This is a genomic window from Actinomadura sp. 9N215 (genome assembly GCF_044326345.1).
In the GTDB taxonomy this organism is placed as follows: domain Bacteria; phylum Actinomycetota; class Actinomycetes; order Streptosporangiales; family Streptosporangiaceae; genus Spirillospora.
Genome location: NZ_JBIRBA010000032.1, coordinates 101,429 through 115,918 on the forward strand (window position 1 = coordinate 101,429; position 14,490 = coordinate 115,918).

13 protein-coding genes are annotated in these 14,490 nt (G+C 71.6%); 5 read left to right on the forward strand and 8 right to left on the reverse strand.

Annotated features, from left to right (window positions below; translation table 11 throughout):
* The first annotated feature begins 71 nt into the window (after positions 1 to 71).
* Both ACH34T_RS37480 and ACH34T_RS37485 read left to right on the forward strand, forming a co-directional pair.
* On the forward strand, positions 72 to 1,406 hold the full coding sequence (locus ACH34T_RS37480) for a UDP-glucose dehydrogenase family protein (protein ID WP_396025735.1): 1,335 nt from the start codon (positions 72 to 74) through the stop codon (positions 1,404 to 1,406).
* A gap of 40 nt (positions 1,407 to 1,446) precedes the next feature.
* Entirely contained in the window at positions 1,447 to 1,866 is a 420-nt protein-coding gene (locus ACH34T_RS37485; RefSeq protein WP_396025736.1) for a CoA-binding protein, read from the forward strand.
* A 67-nt stretch (positions 1,867 to 1,933) separates the two neighbouring features.
* Here the strand turns inward: ACH34T_RS37485 and purE are convergent, their stop codons facing one another.
* Together purE and ACH34T_RS37495 are read right to left on the reverse strand one after the other, a co-directional pair.
* Entirely contained in the window at positions 1,934 to 2,434 is a 501-nt protein-coding gene (gene purE, locus ACH34T_RS37490; RefSeq protein WP_396025737.1) for a 5-(carboxyamino)imidazole ribonucleotide mutase, read from the reverse strand.
* Positions 2,431 to 3,678: a 5-(carboxyamino)imidazole ribonucleotide synthase gene (locus ACH34T_RS37495; RefSeq protein WP_396025738.1), complete on the reverse strand. Its 1,248-nt coding sequence runs from the start codon at positions 3,676 to 3,678 to the stop codon at positions 2,431 to 2,433. The genes purE and ACH34T_RS37495 overlap by 4 nt, the downstream gene beginning before the upstream one ends.
* Positions 3,679 to 3,902: 224 nt before the next feature.
* Here ACH34T_RS37495 and ACH34T_RS37500 point away from each other — a divergent pair, with 224 nt between their 5' ends.
* Complete coding sequence (locus tag ACH34T_RS37500) at positions 3,903 to 4,502, forward strand: GtrA family protein (protein ID WP_396025739.1); 600 nt, start codon at positions 3,903 to 3,905, stop codon at positions 4,500 to 4,502.
* Between the two features lie 32 nt (positions 4,503 to 4,534).
* Here ACH34T_RS37500 and ACH34T_RS37505 read toward each other — a convergent pair whose 3' ends face one another.
* The 4 genes from ACH34T_RS37505 to treY form a co-directional block, all read right to left on the reverse strand.
* Positions 4,535 to 5,806, reverse strand: coding sequence for an ATP-binding protein (locus tag ACH34T_RS37505; protein WP_396025740.1), 1,272 nt, complete (start codon positions 5,804 to 5,806; stop codon positions 4,535 to 4,537).
* A gap of 101 nt (positions 5,807 to 5,907) precedes the next feature.
* Entirely contained in the window at positions 5,908 to 6,579 is a 672-nt protein-coding gene (locus ACH34T_RS37510; protein ID WP_019629095.1) for a response regulator transcription factor, read from the reverse strand.
* A gap of 182 nt (positions 6,580 to 6,761) precedes the next feature.
* Entirely contained in the window at positions 6,762 to 8,579 is a 1,818-nt protein-coding gene (gene treZ / locus ACH34T_RS37515) for a malto-oligosyltrehalose trehalohydrolase (RefSeq protein ID WP_396025741.1), read from the reverse strand.
* Positions 8,576 to 10,927 carry a malto-oligosyltrehalose synthase gene (gene treY / locus ACH34T_RS37520; RefSeq protein WP_396025742.1) on the reverse strand — a complete coding sequence of 784 codons (2,352 nt, stop codon included), beginning with the start codon at positions 10,925 to 10,927 and terminating at the stop codon, positions 8,576 to 8,578. Before treY ends, treZ begins: the two co-directional genes overlap by 4 nt.
* Positions 10,928 to 11,238: 311 nt before the next feature.
* Here treY and ACH34T_RS37525 point away from each other — a divergent pair, with 311 nt between their 5' ends.
* Together ACH34T_RS37525 and bfr are read left to right on the forward strand one after the other, a co-directional pair.
* On the forward strand, positions 11,239 to 11,592 hold the full coding sequence (locus ACH34T_RS37525; protein ID WP_396025743.1) for a bacterioferritin-associated ferredoxin: 354 nt from the start codon (positions 11,239 to 11,241) through the stop codon (positions 11,590 to 11,592).
* Positions 11,593 to 11,692: 100 nt separating this feature from the next.
* Positions 11,693 to 12,190, forward strand: a complete 498-nt coding sequence (gene bfr / locus ACH34T_RS37530; protein WP_396025750.1) for a bacterioferritin — start codon at positions 11,693 to 11,695, stop codon at positions 12,188 to 12,190.
* 39 nt (positions 12,191 to 12,229) lie between these two features.
* On the opposite strand, the gene ACH34T_RS37535 is transcribed toward bfr, so the two are convergent.
* Both ACH34T_RS37535 and ACH34T_RS37540 read right to left on the reverse strand, forming a co-directional pair.
* Positions 12,230 to 13,243, reverse strand: a complete 1,014-nt coding sequence (locus ACH34T_RS37535; protein ID WP_396025744.1) for an adenylate/guanylate cyclase domain-containing protein — start codon at positions 13,241 to 13,243, stop codon at positions 12,230 to 12,232.
* A gap of 189 nt (positions 13,244 to 13,432) precedes the next feature.
* On the reverse strand, positions 13,433 to 14,299 hold the full coding sequence (locus ACH34T_RS37540; protein ID WP_396025745.1) for a biotin--[acetyl-CoA-carboxylase] ligase: 867 nt from the start codon (positions 14,297 to 14,299) through the stop codon (positions 13,433 to 13,435).
* Positions 14,300 to 14,490: the final 191 nt, after the last annotated feature.

Consider the following 14,490-nt stretch of genomic DNA (forward strand, 5'->3'; position numbering starts at 1 on the left):
GACCCGCCCGGAAGTGGGCACGTGTTCAAAGAGGCCGCTAGTCGGCGTCAGCGAAGCGAGAGGAGCGGGCCTTGTCCTACCGGCTGACGGTCATCGGAACCGGGTACCTCGGCGCCACCCACGCGGCCTGCATGGCGGATCTGGGCTTCGAGGTGCTGGGGCTCGACGTGGACGCGGAGCGCATCGCCCGCCTCGCGGCCGGTGACCTGCCTTTCTACGAGCCAGGCCTGGAGCCGGTGCTGCGCCGGGGACTGGCGAGCGGACGGCTGCGGTTCACCTCGTCGTACGCGGACGCCGCGGAGTTCGGCGACGTCCATTTCCTGTGCGTCGGAACGCCGCAGAAGGCCGGGGAGTACGCGGCCGACCTCTCCTACGTGGACGCCGCGATCGCGTCGCTCGCGCCTCTGCTGCACCGGCCCTGCCTGATCGTCGGGAAGTCCACCGTGCCGGTCGGGACGGCCGCGCGGCTCGCCGAGACGCTCGCGAAGACGGCCCCGGCCGGGGGCGACGCCGTCCTCGCGTGGAATCCCGAGTTCCTGCGCGAGGGCTACGCCGTGCAGGACACCCTCAAGCCGGACCGGATCGTCGCCGGGCTGCCCGCCGACCAGGGCGCCGCCGAGCACGCCGAGAAGGCGCTGCGCGAGATCTACCGGACGGTGATCGCGGCCGGCACCCCGTTCATCACCAGCGACTACGCGACCGCGGAGCTGGTCAAGGTGTCGGCGAACGCGTTCCTCGCCACGAAGATCTCCTTCATCAACGCGATGGCGGAGGTGTGCGAGGCCGCGCACGCCGATGTGACGAAGCTTTCCGAGGCGCTGTCCTACGACGACCGGATCGGCGGCAAGTTCCTCGGCCCAGGCCTCGGGTTCGGCGGCGGCTGCCTGCCGAAGGACATCCGCGCGTTCATGGCCCGGGCCGGCGAGCTCGGCGCCGACCAGGCGCTCACGTTCCTGCGCGAGGTCGACGAGATCAACATCCGGCGGCGGATCCGGATGGTGGAACTCGCCCGCCAGCTGCTCGGCGGCTCGTTCGCCGGGCGGACGGTCGGGGTGCTCGGCGCCGCGTTCAAGCCGAACTCCGACGACGTCCGCGACTCCCCCGCCCTGGACGTGGCCGCGTCGATACGCGCCCAGGGCGGGAAGGTCACGGTGTACGACCCGCAGGCGATGCCGAACGCGCGCCGCGCCCAGCCGACCCTGGAGTACGGCGACTCGGCCCTGTCCGCGGCGCGCGACGCCCACGTGGTGCTGCTGCTGACCGAGTGGGCGGAGTTCCGGGACATGGAGCCGTCGTCGCTCGCCGAAGTCGTCGCCGAACGCAACATCGTGGACGGCCGCAACGCGCTCGACCCCGAGCGGTGGCGCGCCGCCGGGTGGAACTACCGGGCCCTGGGACGTCCCTGAAAAGGGGAAGTAAAGGGACACAAAAGCTGTTGTCCCGGACATGGTTGATGCGTTCGCCGACCTGGACGTGATCCGGCGGCTGCTGAACGAGTCGAAGACATGGGCGTTCGTCGGGCTCGGCGACAACCCCGAACGCGAGGTCTACACGCAGGCCCGGCTGCTGCAGGAGCGCGGCAAGCGGATCATTCCCGTCCATCCGGCGGCGCGGGAGGTGCTGGGCGAGCCGGGGTACGCGTCACTGGCCGACGTGCCGGACATGTCCGAGGTGGACGTCGTGGGCGTCTACCGGCGCGCCGAGCACGCCGGGCAGGCGGTGGACGAGGCGATCGCGGCCGGCGCGAAGGCGGTGTGGCTGCCGCTCCAGGTGATCGACGAGGCGGCGGCGCGGCGGGCGAAGGACGCCGGGCTCGACGTCGTCATGAACCGCTGCCCGGCCGTCGAGTGGGCCCTCCGCCGCTGAGCCCGACCCTCCGCCGCTTAAGCCCGACCCTCCGCCGTTGATCCGCTCCCCTGCCGCTGAGCGGGGCTCAGAGCCTTTCTCGGAGGCGCGCGCCCTTCGCCTTGGCCTGGCCGCGGAGGTCCTGCTGGAAGACCTTCATCTTGGCGCGCAGATCCTCGTCGGACGCGGCCAGGATGCGGACGGCCAGCAGCCCGGCGTTGCGGGCGCCGGCGACTGAGACGGTGGCGACCGGAACCCCGGCGGGCATCTGGACGATCGAGAGCAGCGAGTCCATCCCGTCGAGGTACTTCAGCGGGACCGGCACGCCGATCACCGGCAGCGGCGTCACCGAGGCCAGCATCCCCGGCAGGTGCGCCGCCCCGCCCGCGCCCGCGATGATCACGCGCAGGCCGCGGGCCGCCGCGTCCTCGCCGTAGGTGATCATGTCGTGCGGCATCCGGTGCGCGGACACGACGTCGGCCTCGTACGGGACGCCGAACTCGGCGAGCGCCTGGGCCGCGTCCTGCATCACCGGCCAGTCCGAGTCGCTGCCCATCACCACGCCGACCAGCGGCTCCGGATCCGTCATCGCCGTCCCTCCCGCTCGTTCATCTCGGTTCCCCACCGCAGGTAGGCGGCGGCGTGCCGGGCGCGCTCGCGGACGTCCGCGAGGTCGTCGCCGAGCGCGGTCACATGGCCGATCTTGCGGCCGGGACGCGGCTCCTTGCCGTACAGGTGCACCTTGACGGCCGGATCGTGCGCCATCACGTGGATGTAGCGGGAGTAGACGTCGGAGTCGTCGCCGCCGAGCACGTTGGCCATGACCGTGTACGGGGCGGTGGGCTCGGTGGACCCGAGCGGCAGGTCGAGGACGGCGCGCAGGTGCTGCTCGAACTGCGACGTTCGGGCGCCCTCGATCGTCCAGTGCCCGGAGTTGTGCGGGCGCATCGCCAGCTCGTTCACCAGCAGGCCGTCCGGGGTCTCGAACAGCTCGACCGCGAGGAGGCCGACGACGTCCAGCTCGGCGGCGACGGTCAGGGCGAGGCGCTGCGCCTCGGCGGCCACGTCGCCGGGCAGGCCGGGCGCGGGCGAGATCACCTCGGTGCAGATCCCGCCCTCCTGGACGGTCTCCACGATCGGGTACGCGGCGCCCTGCCCGTACGGGGAGCGCGCGACGACCGCGGCCAGCTCCCGCGTGAACGGCACGTGCTCCTCGGCCATCAGGTCGACGTCCTGGGACAGCAGCTCGTGGATCAGCTCGACGGCCGCGCGGTCGTAGGCGTCGAGCGTCCAGACGCCCTTGCCGTCGTAGCCGCCGCGGGTGGCCTTGAGCACGAGCGGGAATCCGTGCTCGCGGGCGAAGACCTCCAGCATTTGCAGCGGCGCACGCCGGTGCAAGTGCAGGTAGTCGGGGCACGGGACGCCCAGCGCGGTGAGCCGCTCGCGCATGACGAGCTTGTCCTGCGCGTGGGCGAGCGCGGCCGATCCTGGACGGCACGGGACGCCCGACGACTCCAGCTTCTCGATGTGCGGCCCCGGGACGTGCTCGTGGTCGAACGTCACGACGTCGCAGCCCCTGGCGAACGACAGGAGATCGTCGAGGGAGCGGTCGTCCCCGACCCGGACGTCGGACACGGCCCTGGCCGCGGAGTCGTCCGCCGAGCCGGCGAGCACGCGCAGCGACAGGCCGAGGCCGATCGCGGCCTGCTGCGTCATCCGGGCCAGCTGGCCCCCGCCCGCGATTCCCACCACGGGCGCCCGATGCCGGCGGAGCCGGTTCGGGGGGTGCGGGGAGTCGTCTCCCCTCGGGCGAGGCTGAGCGGGATTCGTCACGTCAGAAGGTTATCGGCCGAATCGTGCGAACGAACCGTCCGGGGCCCGCGTCGAACCCGGGTGTGGGGATCTCGGTTATGGGCATGGAACGCTCGGACAGCGTGAAACGTTCATGTTCCGACGTCCCAGGGGCCGCATGCGTCTATTCTCGTGATGCCTCCGCAATAGCCGCCGCGCGCCCGGCCGTGGCGCACCGCCGTAGTCCGGAAGGACGGTTCCCCTTCGTGAGCCTGGTCGCCAAGATCCATCGGCAGTTCGCGCACCTCGTGCGGGAACTGGCCAAGTTCGGCAGTGTGGGCGCGATCGCGTTCGTCATCACCGTCGCGATCGGCAACGGCCTGCACACAGGACTTGGGGTGGGGCCGCTGACGTCCAACGGCGTGGCGACGGTGTTCGCGACGACGTTCTCGTACCTGGCCAACCGCTACTGGACGTTCCGGCACCGCGACCGCACCGGGCTCGGCCGCGAGTACGTGCTGTTCTTCGGCCTGAACGGCGTCGGGCTGGTCATCACGGAGCTGTTCATCGGGTTCACGCACTACGTCCTCAAGCTGGACGGCCCGGTCTCCTACAACGCCGCGCTGGTCGTCGGGACGGGCGTGGCGACGCTGTTCCGCTTCTGGTCGTACAAGAAGTGGGTGTTCCTGCCGGCGAGCGCGCCGCAGGTCGACCCGGCGTCCGGGCTGCCTGAGGCGCCGTCCGACCCCGCCGAGCCGGTGGCGGAGGGCCCGGGCGCGACCCGGGCGCACAACCGGCAGGCGCCGTCCCCGCGGCTCGGCCACCCCCTCGACTCGCGCACCGCCGAGGACTACGCCGAGATCTAGGCCGCGCACCGAATCTAGGCAGCGCACCGAATCTAGGCAGGGCCCATCACCACGCGCTCCGCCGCGAGCCGGGCCTCGGCGGCCTGGCGGAGGAAGACTCCGAACACGGCGGGACGCGACTGGATCAGTTCGAGGCGCCCGCCGTCCACGATGGCGAGGGAGCGGGCGAGGTAGAGCCCGAGCCCGGTGCCGCGGCCGCCGCTGACGCTCCGCTCGAAAATCCGGGGTTCCAGCTCGGGCGGGATGCCCGCGCCCTCGTCGCCGACCTCGACCACGACGCCGCTCGCGCCCGGCTTGGTGTGGATGGTCACGGTCCCGGCACCGTGCATCAGCGAGTTGTCCAGGAGCGTGGCGACGATCTGGGAGAGGCCCTCCGGATTGGTCATGCCGACGAGGCCCTGCTCGCCGACGATCCGGACGTCGCGCCCGTCCCGCAGGAAGATCGGCCGCCACTCCTCGACCTGCTGCGCGATGATCTCGTCGATGGGCGAGGCGACGGCGCCGCCGGTGCGGTCGTGCCGGGCGCGGGCGAGCAGCTGCTCGACGACCGCGACGAGCCGTTCGGCCTGTGTGACCGCGGCCGCGCCCTCCTCCCGGACGACGTCCGGGTAGTCGGCGGCCTCGATCATCTCCTCTAACCGCATGGACAGCGCGGTCAGCGGCGTCCGGAGCTGGTGGCTGGCGTCGGACGCGAACTCGCGGCTCGACGCGACCAGGTCGGCGATGCGGACCGCGCTGCGGTCTAAGACCTCGGCGACCCGGTCGACCTCAGGGACGCCGTAGCGGCGGCGGCGCGGCCGGGCGTTGCCGGTGCCGAGCCGGTCGGCGGTCTCGGCGAGGTCGACCAGCGGCAGCGTCAGCTTGCGGGCCTGGACCATCGCGAGGCCGACGGTAACGGCGACGCCGAGCAGCGCGAGGCTGCCGATGAGCAGCATCAGCCGCAGCGCGTCGGCGCGGACCTCCGCCTCGGGCCGCGACACCCGCACGCGCACCGCGCCGTGCGTCTGCGTGGCGGACAGGACGGGCCCGCGCCGCGGCGGGCCGGCGGTGAGCGTCCGGCCGTCGGGCAGGACGATCGTGATGTGCCGTCCGGGATACTCGCGCGCGATCATCGCGCCGGTGACGGGCCGGCGGGTCTCCAGGCTGAAGCCGACGCCGCCGGCGATGGAGGACGCCTCGCGGTACAGCGACCGGCCGGCCTCCTCGTAGACGAGCTTGTGTGCGGCGTAGGCGAGGGGCATGCCGAGCGACAGGATCGCGACCACCGCCACCGCGAGCGTCGACAGGAGGAGTCGGCGCCTCATCAGGGGCTCCTTCGAGGGTGGGGCCGCGGCGCGTGCGGCACGTCGCTCCGGGGGCCTCTCGGGAAGGCCCCCGGCGTTCCGCACGTCCGCGGCGGCCGGTGCTAGTCGCCGCGCTCGAACCGGAAGCCGACGCCCCGCACCGTCGTGATGTAGCGGGGACTGCCGGCGTCGTCGCCGAGCTTGCGGCGCAGCCAGGAAATGTGCATGTCGAGCGTCTTGGTGGAACCCCACCAGTTGGTGTCCCACACCTCGCGCATGATCTGTTCGCGGGTCACGACCTTGCCCGCGTCGCGGACGAGGACGCGCAGCAGGTCGAACTCCTTGGTGGTGAGCTGCAGCTCCTGGTCGCCCATCCAGGCGCGGCGCGACTCGGCGTCGATCCGCACCCCCTGGACGATCGGGGTCTCGGTGCTGCCCCGGCGAAGCAGCGCCCGCACCCGCGCGAGCAGCTCGGCCAGCCGGAACGGCTTGGTCACGTAGTCGTCGGCGCCGGCGTCCAGTCCGACGACGGTGTCGACCTCGTCGGCCCGGGCGGTCAGGATCAGGATGGGCACGCCGTGCCCCTCGGCCCGCACCCTGCGGGCCACCTCAAGGCCGTCCAGTTCGGGAAGGCCGAGATCAAGGACGATCAGGTCCACACCGCCGCCGAGCGCCCGCTCCAGCGCCTGCGGGCCGTCCGGACTGACTTCGACGGTGTACCCCTCGCGACGCAGCGCGCGGGCGAGAGGCTCGGAGATGGACGTGTCGTCCTCGGCGAGCAGTACTGAGGTCATGAACCGATCGTATGACCATTCTTGAACATTGCCCCGCTGCCGCCGCGCTCTTGACCTGCGGTTTGCCACTCATAGTACATCCTCGAATACCGCTTATCCGGCGGAATCGGGATGCACGCCGCATCCCGCCGTCCGGGCGTGGCGCGGCCCGGCGCGATCCGCGGGCGATCCGGGGGCGGAGGTCAGGCGAGAACGGCCGCCGACGCGGCGGGCAGTTCGACGAATGCGGATTCGGAATCGCCGATGATGTCCGCGGCCAGGCGGATCGCCGGATCTGAGGCGAGCAGCAGGCGGGGCCTGACCGCCCCGGAAGCGTCCTCCGCGGGCACGGACGCCGCCGGAGCGGAGGCGGGGAGGACGACGGGACGCGTGCCGAGGTTCGCCGCGACGCACACCCGGCCGCGTCGCATCATCAGCCAGCGGGCCGTGTCGTCGTCCGCCTCGACGGTCGTCTCCGTCAGGCGCGGCTCGTTCAGCTCCGGCCAGGCCCGGCGCAGCGCGAGCAGGGAGCGGTGCCATTCGAGCAGGTCATGGTGGTGCGGCCGGTCGGGCTCCGTCCAGTCGAGGACGGAGCGCCGGAATGTTTCCACAGCCTGTGGATCGGGGATCGCGCGCGTCCAGCCGTGCCGCGCGAACTCCCGGCGGCGTCCCTCGCGGACCGCGCGGGCCAATTCCGCGTCCTGGTGGTCGGTGAAATAGCACCACGGGGTGGACGCGCCCCATTCCTCGCCCATGAAAAGCATGGGCGTGAACGGCGCGAGCAGGACGAGCGCCGCGCCGACCTTGAGCATCGACGGGGGGATCCGGGAGGTCGCCAAGACCGCGCCTATGCGGTCGCCCGCCGCCCTGTTGCCCACCTGGTCGTGGTTCTGCAGGAAGCCGACGAACCGGTGGGCGGGCGTCTTCTGCACGTCGACCGGACGGCCATGGCGCCGCCCCCTGTACGTCGACCAGGTCCCGTCGTGGACGAACACGTTCGTCAGCGCTTTCTTGAGCGCCTCCAGCGGGCCGAAGTCGCAGTAGTAGCCCTGACGTTCGCCGGTGAGCGCGGCGTGCAGCGCGTGGTGGAAATCGTCGCTCCACTGGGCGTCCAGGCCGTAACCGCCCGCTTCCCTGGACGTCACCAGCCGCGGATCGTTCAGGTCGGATTCGGCGATGAGGAACAGTTCCCGTCCAAGGTGCGCCGACAGGCACGCGACAGCGCACGACAGCTCTTCCAGTATGTGGATGGCGCTGTGGTCGGTGATGGCGTGGACGGCGTCTATACGGAGCCCGTCGAAGTGGTAGTCGCGCAGCCACATCAGCGCGTTCTGCACGACGAACGCGCGGACCTCCTCCGAGCCCTCCTGGTCGAAATTCACCGCGGCGCCCCAGGGAGTCGGGTGGACGTCCGTGAAGTACGGGCCGTAGGCGGCGAGCTTGTTACCGTCCGGGCCAAGGTGGTTGTAGACGACGTCCAGGACGACGGCGAGACCGCGTGCATGGGCGGCGTCGACGAAACGCTTCAATCCGTCGGGGCCGCCATACGGTTCGTGGGGCGCCCATAGGTGAACACCGTCGTAGCCCCATCCGTGATGGCCCGGAAATGCGGCGACGGGTAAGAGTTCCACGGCGTCTATGCCGAGGGCCACTAGGTGGTCGAGTCGCTCGGCGGCCGCGTCGAACGTCCCTTCCTGCGTGAACGTGCCCACGTGCATCTCGTACAGGACGCTTCCGGAGAGTGGGCGTCCGTGCCAGTGCTGGTCGGTCCAGGCGAACCGTTCGTGGTCGTAGACGCGGCTCTGCCCATGGACGCCGTTCGGCTGCCATGGCGAGCGCGGGTCGGGAAGCACTTTTTCGCTGCCGTCCAGGGCGAAGCCGTAGTCCGTTCCGTGTCCGGCGTCGGGGTTTTCGGCTCGCCACCAGCCGGACGTCATTGCCTTCAGTGGACGCCGGGCGTCTCCGGTCACGACCTCCACGCGCTCGGCGTTCGGCGCCCACACCTCGAACCGGATGCTCACCGGTTCATCTCTCTGGGGACGAGCAGCGCGACGGGCAGATGCTCGAAGAGCCGGGCGGCGTCCAGGAACGGGCCCATGTGCGTGCAGCCCGTGAGGACGTCCCGCCAGCCCTGACGGCGGACGTCCACCCGCGTCCGGTTCCAGCCGCCACGGCGTTCCAGGCCGACGGGCAGCCGGGTCGCGAGCGCGACGGCGTCGCCGCGCGCGAACCCGATGACGTGCTCGGCGGCGGGCCCGCGGGAGGCGATCGGCTCGTGCCCGGCGGCCGGGCCGAACCATTCGGGGTGCGACCGGCGCAGGCGCAGCGTCCGCGACGTCACCAGCAGCTTCTCGTCGTCCACCTCCTTCGGCTGCCGGCCGGTGTCGAGCCGCATGAGGTGCTCGCGGCGCCGTCCGTAGTCGACCGGCCGCCGGTTGTCGGGGTCGACCAGCGCCAGCCCGGTCAGCTCGCAGCCCTGGTACACGTCGGGGACGCCCGGCATCGCCAGCTGGACGAGCTTCTGCCCGAGCGTGTTCACCCGCGCGTAGGGCGCCAGCTTCCGGACGAACGAGGTCATGTCCGTGACCAGGTCGGGATCGGCGAGCACACCGCGCGCGTACTCCAGGACGGCCTCTTCGTAGGCGGGGTCCTGGTCGAGCCATGACGTGCGGGTCTTGGCCTCGCGCATCGCCTTGACGAGGAACTCTTCCAGGCGTCCGGTGGTGAGCGGCCACGCGCCGACGAGCGTCTGCCAGAACAGGTATTCGAGGTCCGGTTCCAGCGGCGATGCTGCGGAACTGACGGAGCCCCAATTTCGCCAGCGGTCCACTGCCTCCGCCCACTCGCCGGGCAGTTCCGACAGCACGGACAGCCAGGCCCGTACGTCCTCCTCACGTTTCGTGTCGTGCGTGGACAGTGTCGTCATCGTGGACGGCCAGTCCCGGGCGAGCCTTAGGCAGTGCGTGTGGAAGTCCTCGGTGCTGACGGAGAACCGGCCTGGGGCGCCGCCGACCTCGTTCAGCGCGGCCATACGGTTCCACCGGTAGAACGCCGTGTCCTCTACGCCCTTGGCCGCGAGCGGAGCCGACGTCTGCTGGAATCGCACGATGAACTCGGCGTCGGTGCGCTCACCGCGTCCGAGGGCCAATTCCACGACCGTCTCCAGGTCTTCGTGCAGTTCCCCTGGCAGATGCGCGCGTGCACGGCGAGCGGCCTCCTGGAGAACGTCCACAGCCTGCTGCGGCGCGTCCTCCCCAGGGACGACGTACGCGCGGTAGACGGGCATGGCGACGAGCAGTTCGACCAGTGCCCGTTCCAGGCCGGGCCGTGCCTCGCCCACGACCCGCCGGAGAACGCGCAGAAGACGGTCGACCTCCGGTTTGAGGCCGTGCGTCGCGGTGTGGAGGCGGGAGTCGCGTTCGACCTCGCCGAAGTCGCGCGGGCCGCCCGTCAGCGACACGTAGTGGTCGGTCAGCGGCTTCTCGCCCGCCGGGTCGACGAACAGGCCGCCGATCACGCCGAGGGAGTCGTAGCCGGTGGTGCCCGCGCACGGCCAGTCCGGCGGCAGCCGCTCGTCCCCCTCGGTGATCTTCTCGACGAGCAGCCAGGCGTCCGGGGCCGCGTCCGCCAGCCGCCGCAGGTACCCGCGCGGGTCGGCGAGGCCGTCCGGATGGTCGACGCGCAGGCCGTGCACCATGCCCTCCTCGACCAGGCCGAGGAGCAGCGCGTGCGTCCGCTCGAAGACCTCTGGGTCCTCCTGGCGGAGCCCGATGAGCCCGTCGATGTCGAAGAACCGCCGGTAGTTCGGCTCTCCCTCGTCCCCCAGGACGATGCGGCCGCCGCCCGCCTCCCAGTCGACGTCGAACCACTTCGCGAACGGCGACGCGGGACCGTCCGCGAGGACGGCGGCGAGCGGCAGGTTCAGCTCGCGCGGCGCCGGGATCGCCATGTGGTTCGGGACGACGTCCACCAGCACCTTCAGCCCGTGCGCGCGGAACCTGGCCGCCATCGCGCCGAACGCCTCGGACCCGCCGAGCTCGTCCGCCAGCCGGGAATGGTCGATCACGTCGTAGCCGTGCGCCGACCCGGGCGCGGCTTGCAGGATCGGCGACAGGTACACGTGCGACACGCCGAGCGAGGCCAGGTAGGGGGCCAGCGCGGCGGCCTCGGCGAATCCGAAACGGCCCTCCGGCGTCCCGCGGAGCTGGAGCCGGTACGTCCCGGACGGCGGCGCGGCGATCTCGTCCGCCGGGACGGCTCTGCTGTCTTCGGTCAGGGTCTCTTCGGCCAGATGATCCTCGGACACGGTCTCCTCATCGGGGGGTTCGGTACCGGGGAGCGGTTCCTCGGGAGCGGGTTCGGCGTACATGATCTTCACGTTCTCCGGCTCAGCCGCGGCGCGGGACCTGGAACGAGCGGGCGCCGACCGGGTGGGCGTCGCCCGGCCAGACCTCAGCCACCGTCCCGCCCTCCCGTCCCTGCGGCCCGCCAGTCGCGCGGCCGCGCGCGCGTGGGGAGAGCCCTTCCCCGTGAGGGGTGGATCACACCGATCGGGAGTCCTCTGGCCAGAACGGACAAAGCTGAGCTACTTTAGGGGAGCCTAACCTTATTGAGGGTGCCCTAAGCTCGCCTGGTCAGGCGTGGTGGCACGCGAGAGCCGCACGGAAGGTCCGTCAACCGATGTACGTCTGCATCTGCAACGCCGTCACAGAGGACGACGTTCACGGCTGTATGGCGAGCGGTTGCCAGACCGCCAAGGACGTCAAGGCCGCCTGCGGCTTCAAACCCGCGTGCGGACTGTGCACCAAGCGCATCCACACGATGGTCAGCGAGTACCGGACGGCCAGCGAGCTCGCGGACGCCCTGACCGGCGGCCCCGCCGCACTGACGGCCGTCCCCGACCAGCCCGCGCCCGACCGGCTCGTTCCCGACCGGGCCGCGTGCGACCGGGGGGCCGTGCCCGACCAGATCCTTCCTGAGCAGATCATCGCCGAGAACACCGAGGGAGACGCCGCTCCGCAGACCGCAGCCTGAGCTTTCCAGGCCCCGCACGGCCCCGCCCGCGACGGGCGGACACGCGTTGTGCGGGGGTTAGTGCTGTCCTGAAACAGCCCACCATGGAACCATGGACGTCATGGAAGGCGACAAGGACATCATCGCGCTGCTGAACGACCAGCTCACCGCGGAACTGACGGCGATCAACCAGTACTTCCTGCACTCCAAGATGCAGGCGAACTGGGGTTTCACGCGCATCGCCGAGCACACCCGCGACGAGTCCTTCGACGAGATGAAGCACGCGGAACGGCTCACCGACCGGATCCTGTTCCTGGAGGGCCTGCCGAACTACCAGAAGCTCGGCACCCTGCGGATCGGGCAGACCATCGTCGAGCAGCTTGAGGCGGACCTCGCCGTCGAGATGGAGGCCGTGGCCCGGCTGCGGCCCGGCATCGCGCTGATGCGCTCCCGCGGCGACGTGACGTCCGCCCGGATCTTCGAGGAGATCCTCGCCGACGAGGAAGAGCACATCGACTACCTGGAGACCGAGCTGAGCCTCGTCCAGGCCCTCGGCGAGCAGAACTACCTGCAGCGCCTCACCGACGCGCCCGGCGAGGACGCGATCAAGCCCGTCTGAGCGCGGCCCGTCCGACCTCGGGGCGGCCCGGAGCACGGCTCAGGGTGCGTCCATGATCGGGGGGCGCGTGCCGGGGGCGCGGCGCAGCACGTACGGCTGGATGATGCCGAGCCCCTGGACCGGACGGCGCACCAGCCGCGTCACCTCGTACGCCGGGCTCGACTCCAGCCGTCCGGCCAGCTCCCCGTCGATCACGACGGAGCCGGGCCTGGCCAGGGACGTCAGCCGGGCCGCGAGGTTGACCGTGGTGCCGAACAGGTCGCCCATCAGCGGCACGACGGGGCCGTGCGCGACGCCGACCCGCACGTCCGGGACCTCGGTCTCGTCCTGGATGGCGGCCGCGACCGTCAGCGCGATCTCGGCGCCGACCTCCGGCGTCTCCGCGCTGAACAGCACCTCGTCGCCGAGCGTCTTCACGAGGCGGCCGCCGCAGGACGCGATGATGTCGGCGGCGGTCTCCTCGAACCACTCCACGATCCGGGCCAGCTCGATCTCCTCAAGCTCCCGGCTGACCTGCGTGAACGACACCATGTCCGCGAACCCGACGGTGGTCGGGGTGCGGCCCGCCGGGTCACCGTTGTCGCGCGTCGCCGCGGCGGCGAGCGCGCGCGTCCCGGCCGCGGCGAGCTGGCGCCGCCAGGCGTGCACGACCAGCGGCTCGAACTCGCCGATGTGCTTCTCCGCGACGTCCACGATCGTCTGCACGGCCTCGGCGGACGGCGTGTCGTGCGGATCCTGCGTCAGCATGCTGTGCAGCAGGCTGACCTGCCACTCCGCGAGCCGGGTCATGGTCTGCCCGAACGCCCGGACGAGCCGGATGACGCCCTCCTCGTCGAGGACGCCGTCGTCCATCAGGCGGCGGATGCGGTCCAGCGCGGCGATGTCGCCCTCGGTGTAGGCGACGGTCTCGTCCGGCATCGACGGGTAGCCGAACGCGCGCCACACCCGGCCGGAGAACTCCCGGGAGACCCCGGCCAGGCGCACGGCGTCCACGCGGTTGTACCGCAGCTCGCCGCCGAGCAGGAGCTCTTCGATCTCCTTGGGATCCGGCATTCCGGCCGCCATCTTCCGCCCCTCAGTCGACCGCCGCCATGGGCCGTGGCACCGGCGTCGTGAATCGGTTTCCGGACATATCGTTGCAGATCAGCCATGCATTCACCGCGCGGACCACCCTCGGCCCCCACCCGTTCACCAGACGTGCATCCGTCACCAGACGCGCACCCGTCGTCAGATGTGGACGCGTCATCGGACGTGCACCACGTCGCCGGCGCTGATCGCGTTGTCTCCGGCCGGTCCGGCGACGACTAGGCGTCCGGCGCCGTCGATGTCCTCGGCCGTGCCGTTCACGCGCTCGTCGCCGGGCAGCTCCACCCGTACCTCGCGGCCGAGCGTGGCGCAGAGGTCCTTGTACGCGGTGCGGAGCCCGCTGGTCTCCGGATCGCCGCCGAGCGCCGTCCACTCCCGGTACCAGGTCGCGAACCCGCGCAGGATCGCGCGGAGCAGCGGCGACCGGTCGCTGAGCGGCGCGCCCTCGATCGCGAGGGACGTCGCCGTTTCGACGGGCAGCTCGTCCTTCCGCAGGCCGACGTTCAGGCCGACGCCGACGACGAGCGCGTCGTCGACCTTCTCCACGAGGATCCCCGCCAGCTTCCGGTCGCCGACGAGCAGGTCGTTCGGCCATTTGAGCCGGACGTCCACGGCCACGTCGCCGCCCTCGCCGGCGTCGAGGAACCGCTCCTCCCGCTGCGACCAGGCCGTCATCCGGCGGACGGCGGTCGCGACGGCGACGCCGGTCAGCAGGGACGCCCAGCCGAGCATCGGCACCGGCACCGGCGGGCGCAGCAGCATCGAGAAGGTCAGCCCGGACCGGGACGGCGCGGTCCAGGCGCGTCCCAGCCGGCCGCGGCCCGCCGTCTGCAGCTCGGTGACCAGCACGGTGCCCTCAGGCGCCCCGTCCCGGGCCCGCTCCGCGAGGTCGGCGTTGGTGGAGCCCGTCTCCGCGACGACCCGTACCTCCCGCCACAGGCCGCCGTCCTGGACGAGGGCACGCTCCAAAGCCGCCTCGTGCAGCGGCGGCCGGTCGAGATCGCCATAAGGTGAGTCGCTCACCCACCCATCCAACCCCACGCCAACGACGATCGTTAGGGTGCCCGTCATGGATGGTGTGACGCTGCGGCGCGACGGGCATGTCGCGGAGATCGTGCTGGACCGGCCCGAGGCCCTCAACGCCCTGTCGACGGCGATGGCGCGGCGGCTCGCGGCGGTGTGCGCGGAGGTGGCGGCGGACGCATCCGTCCGCG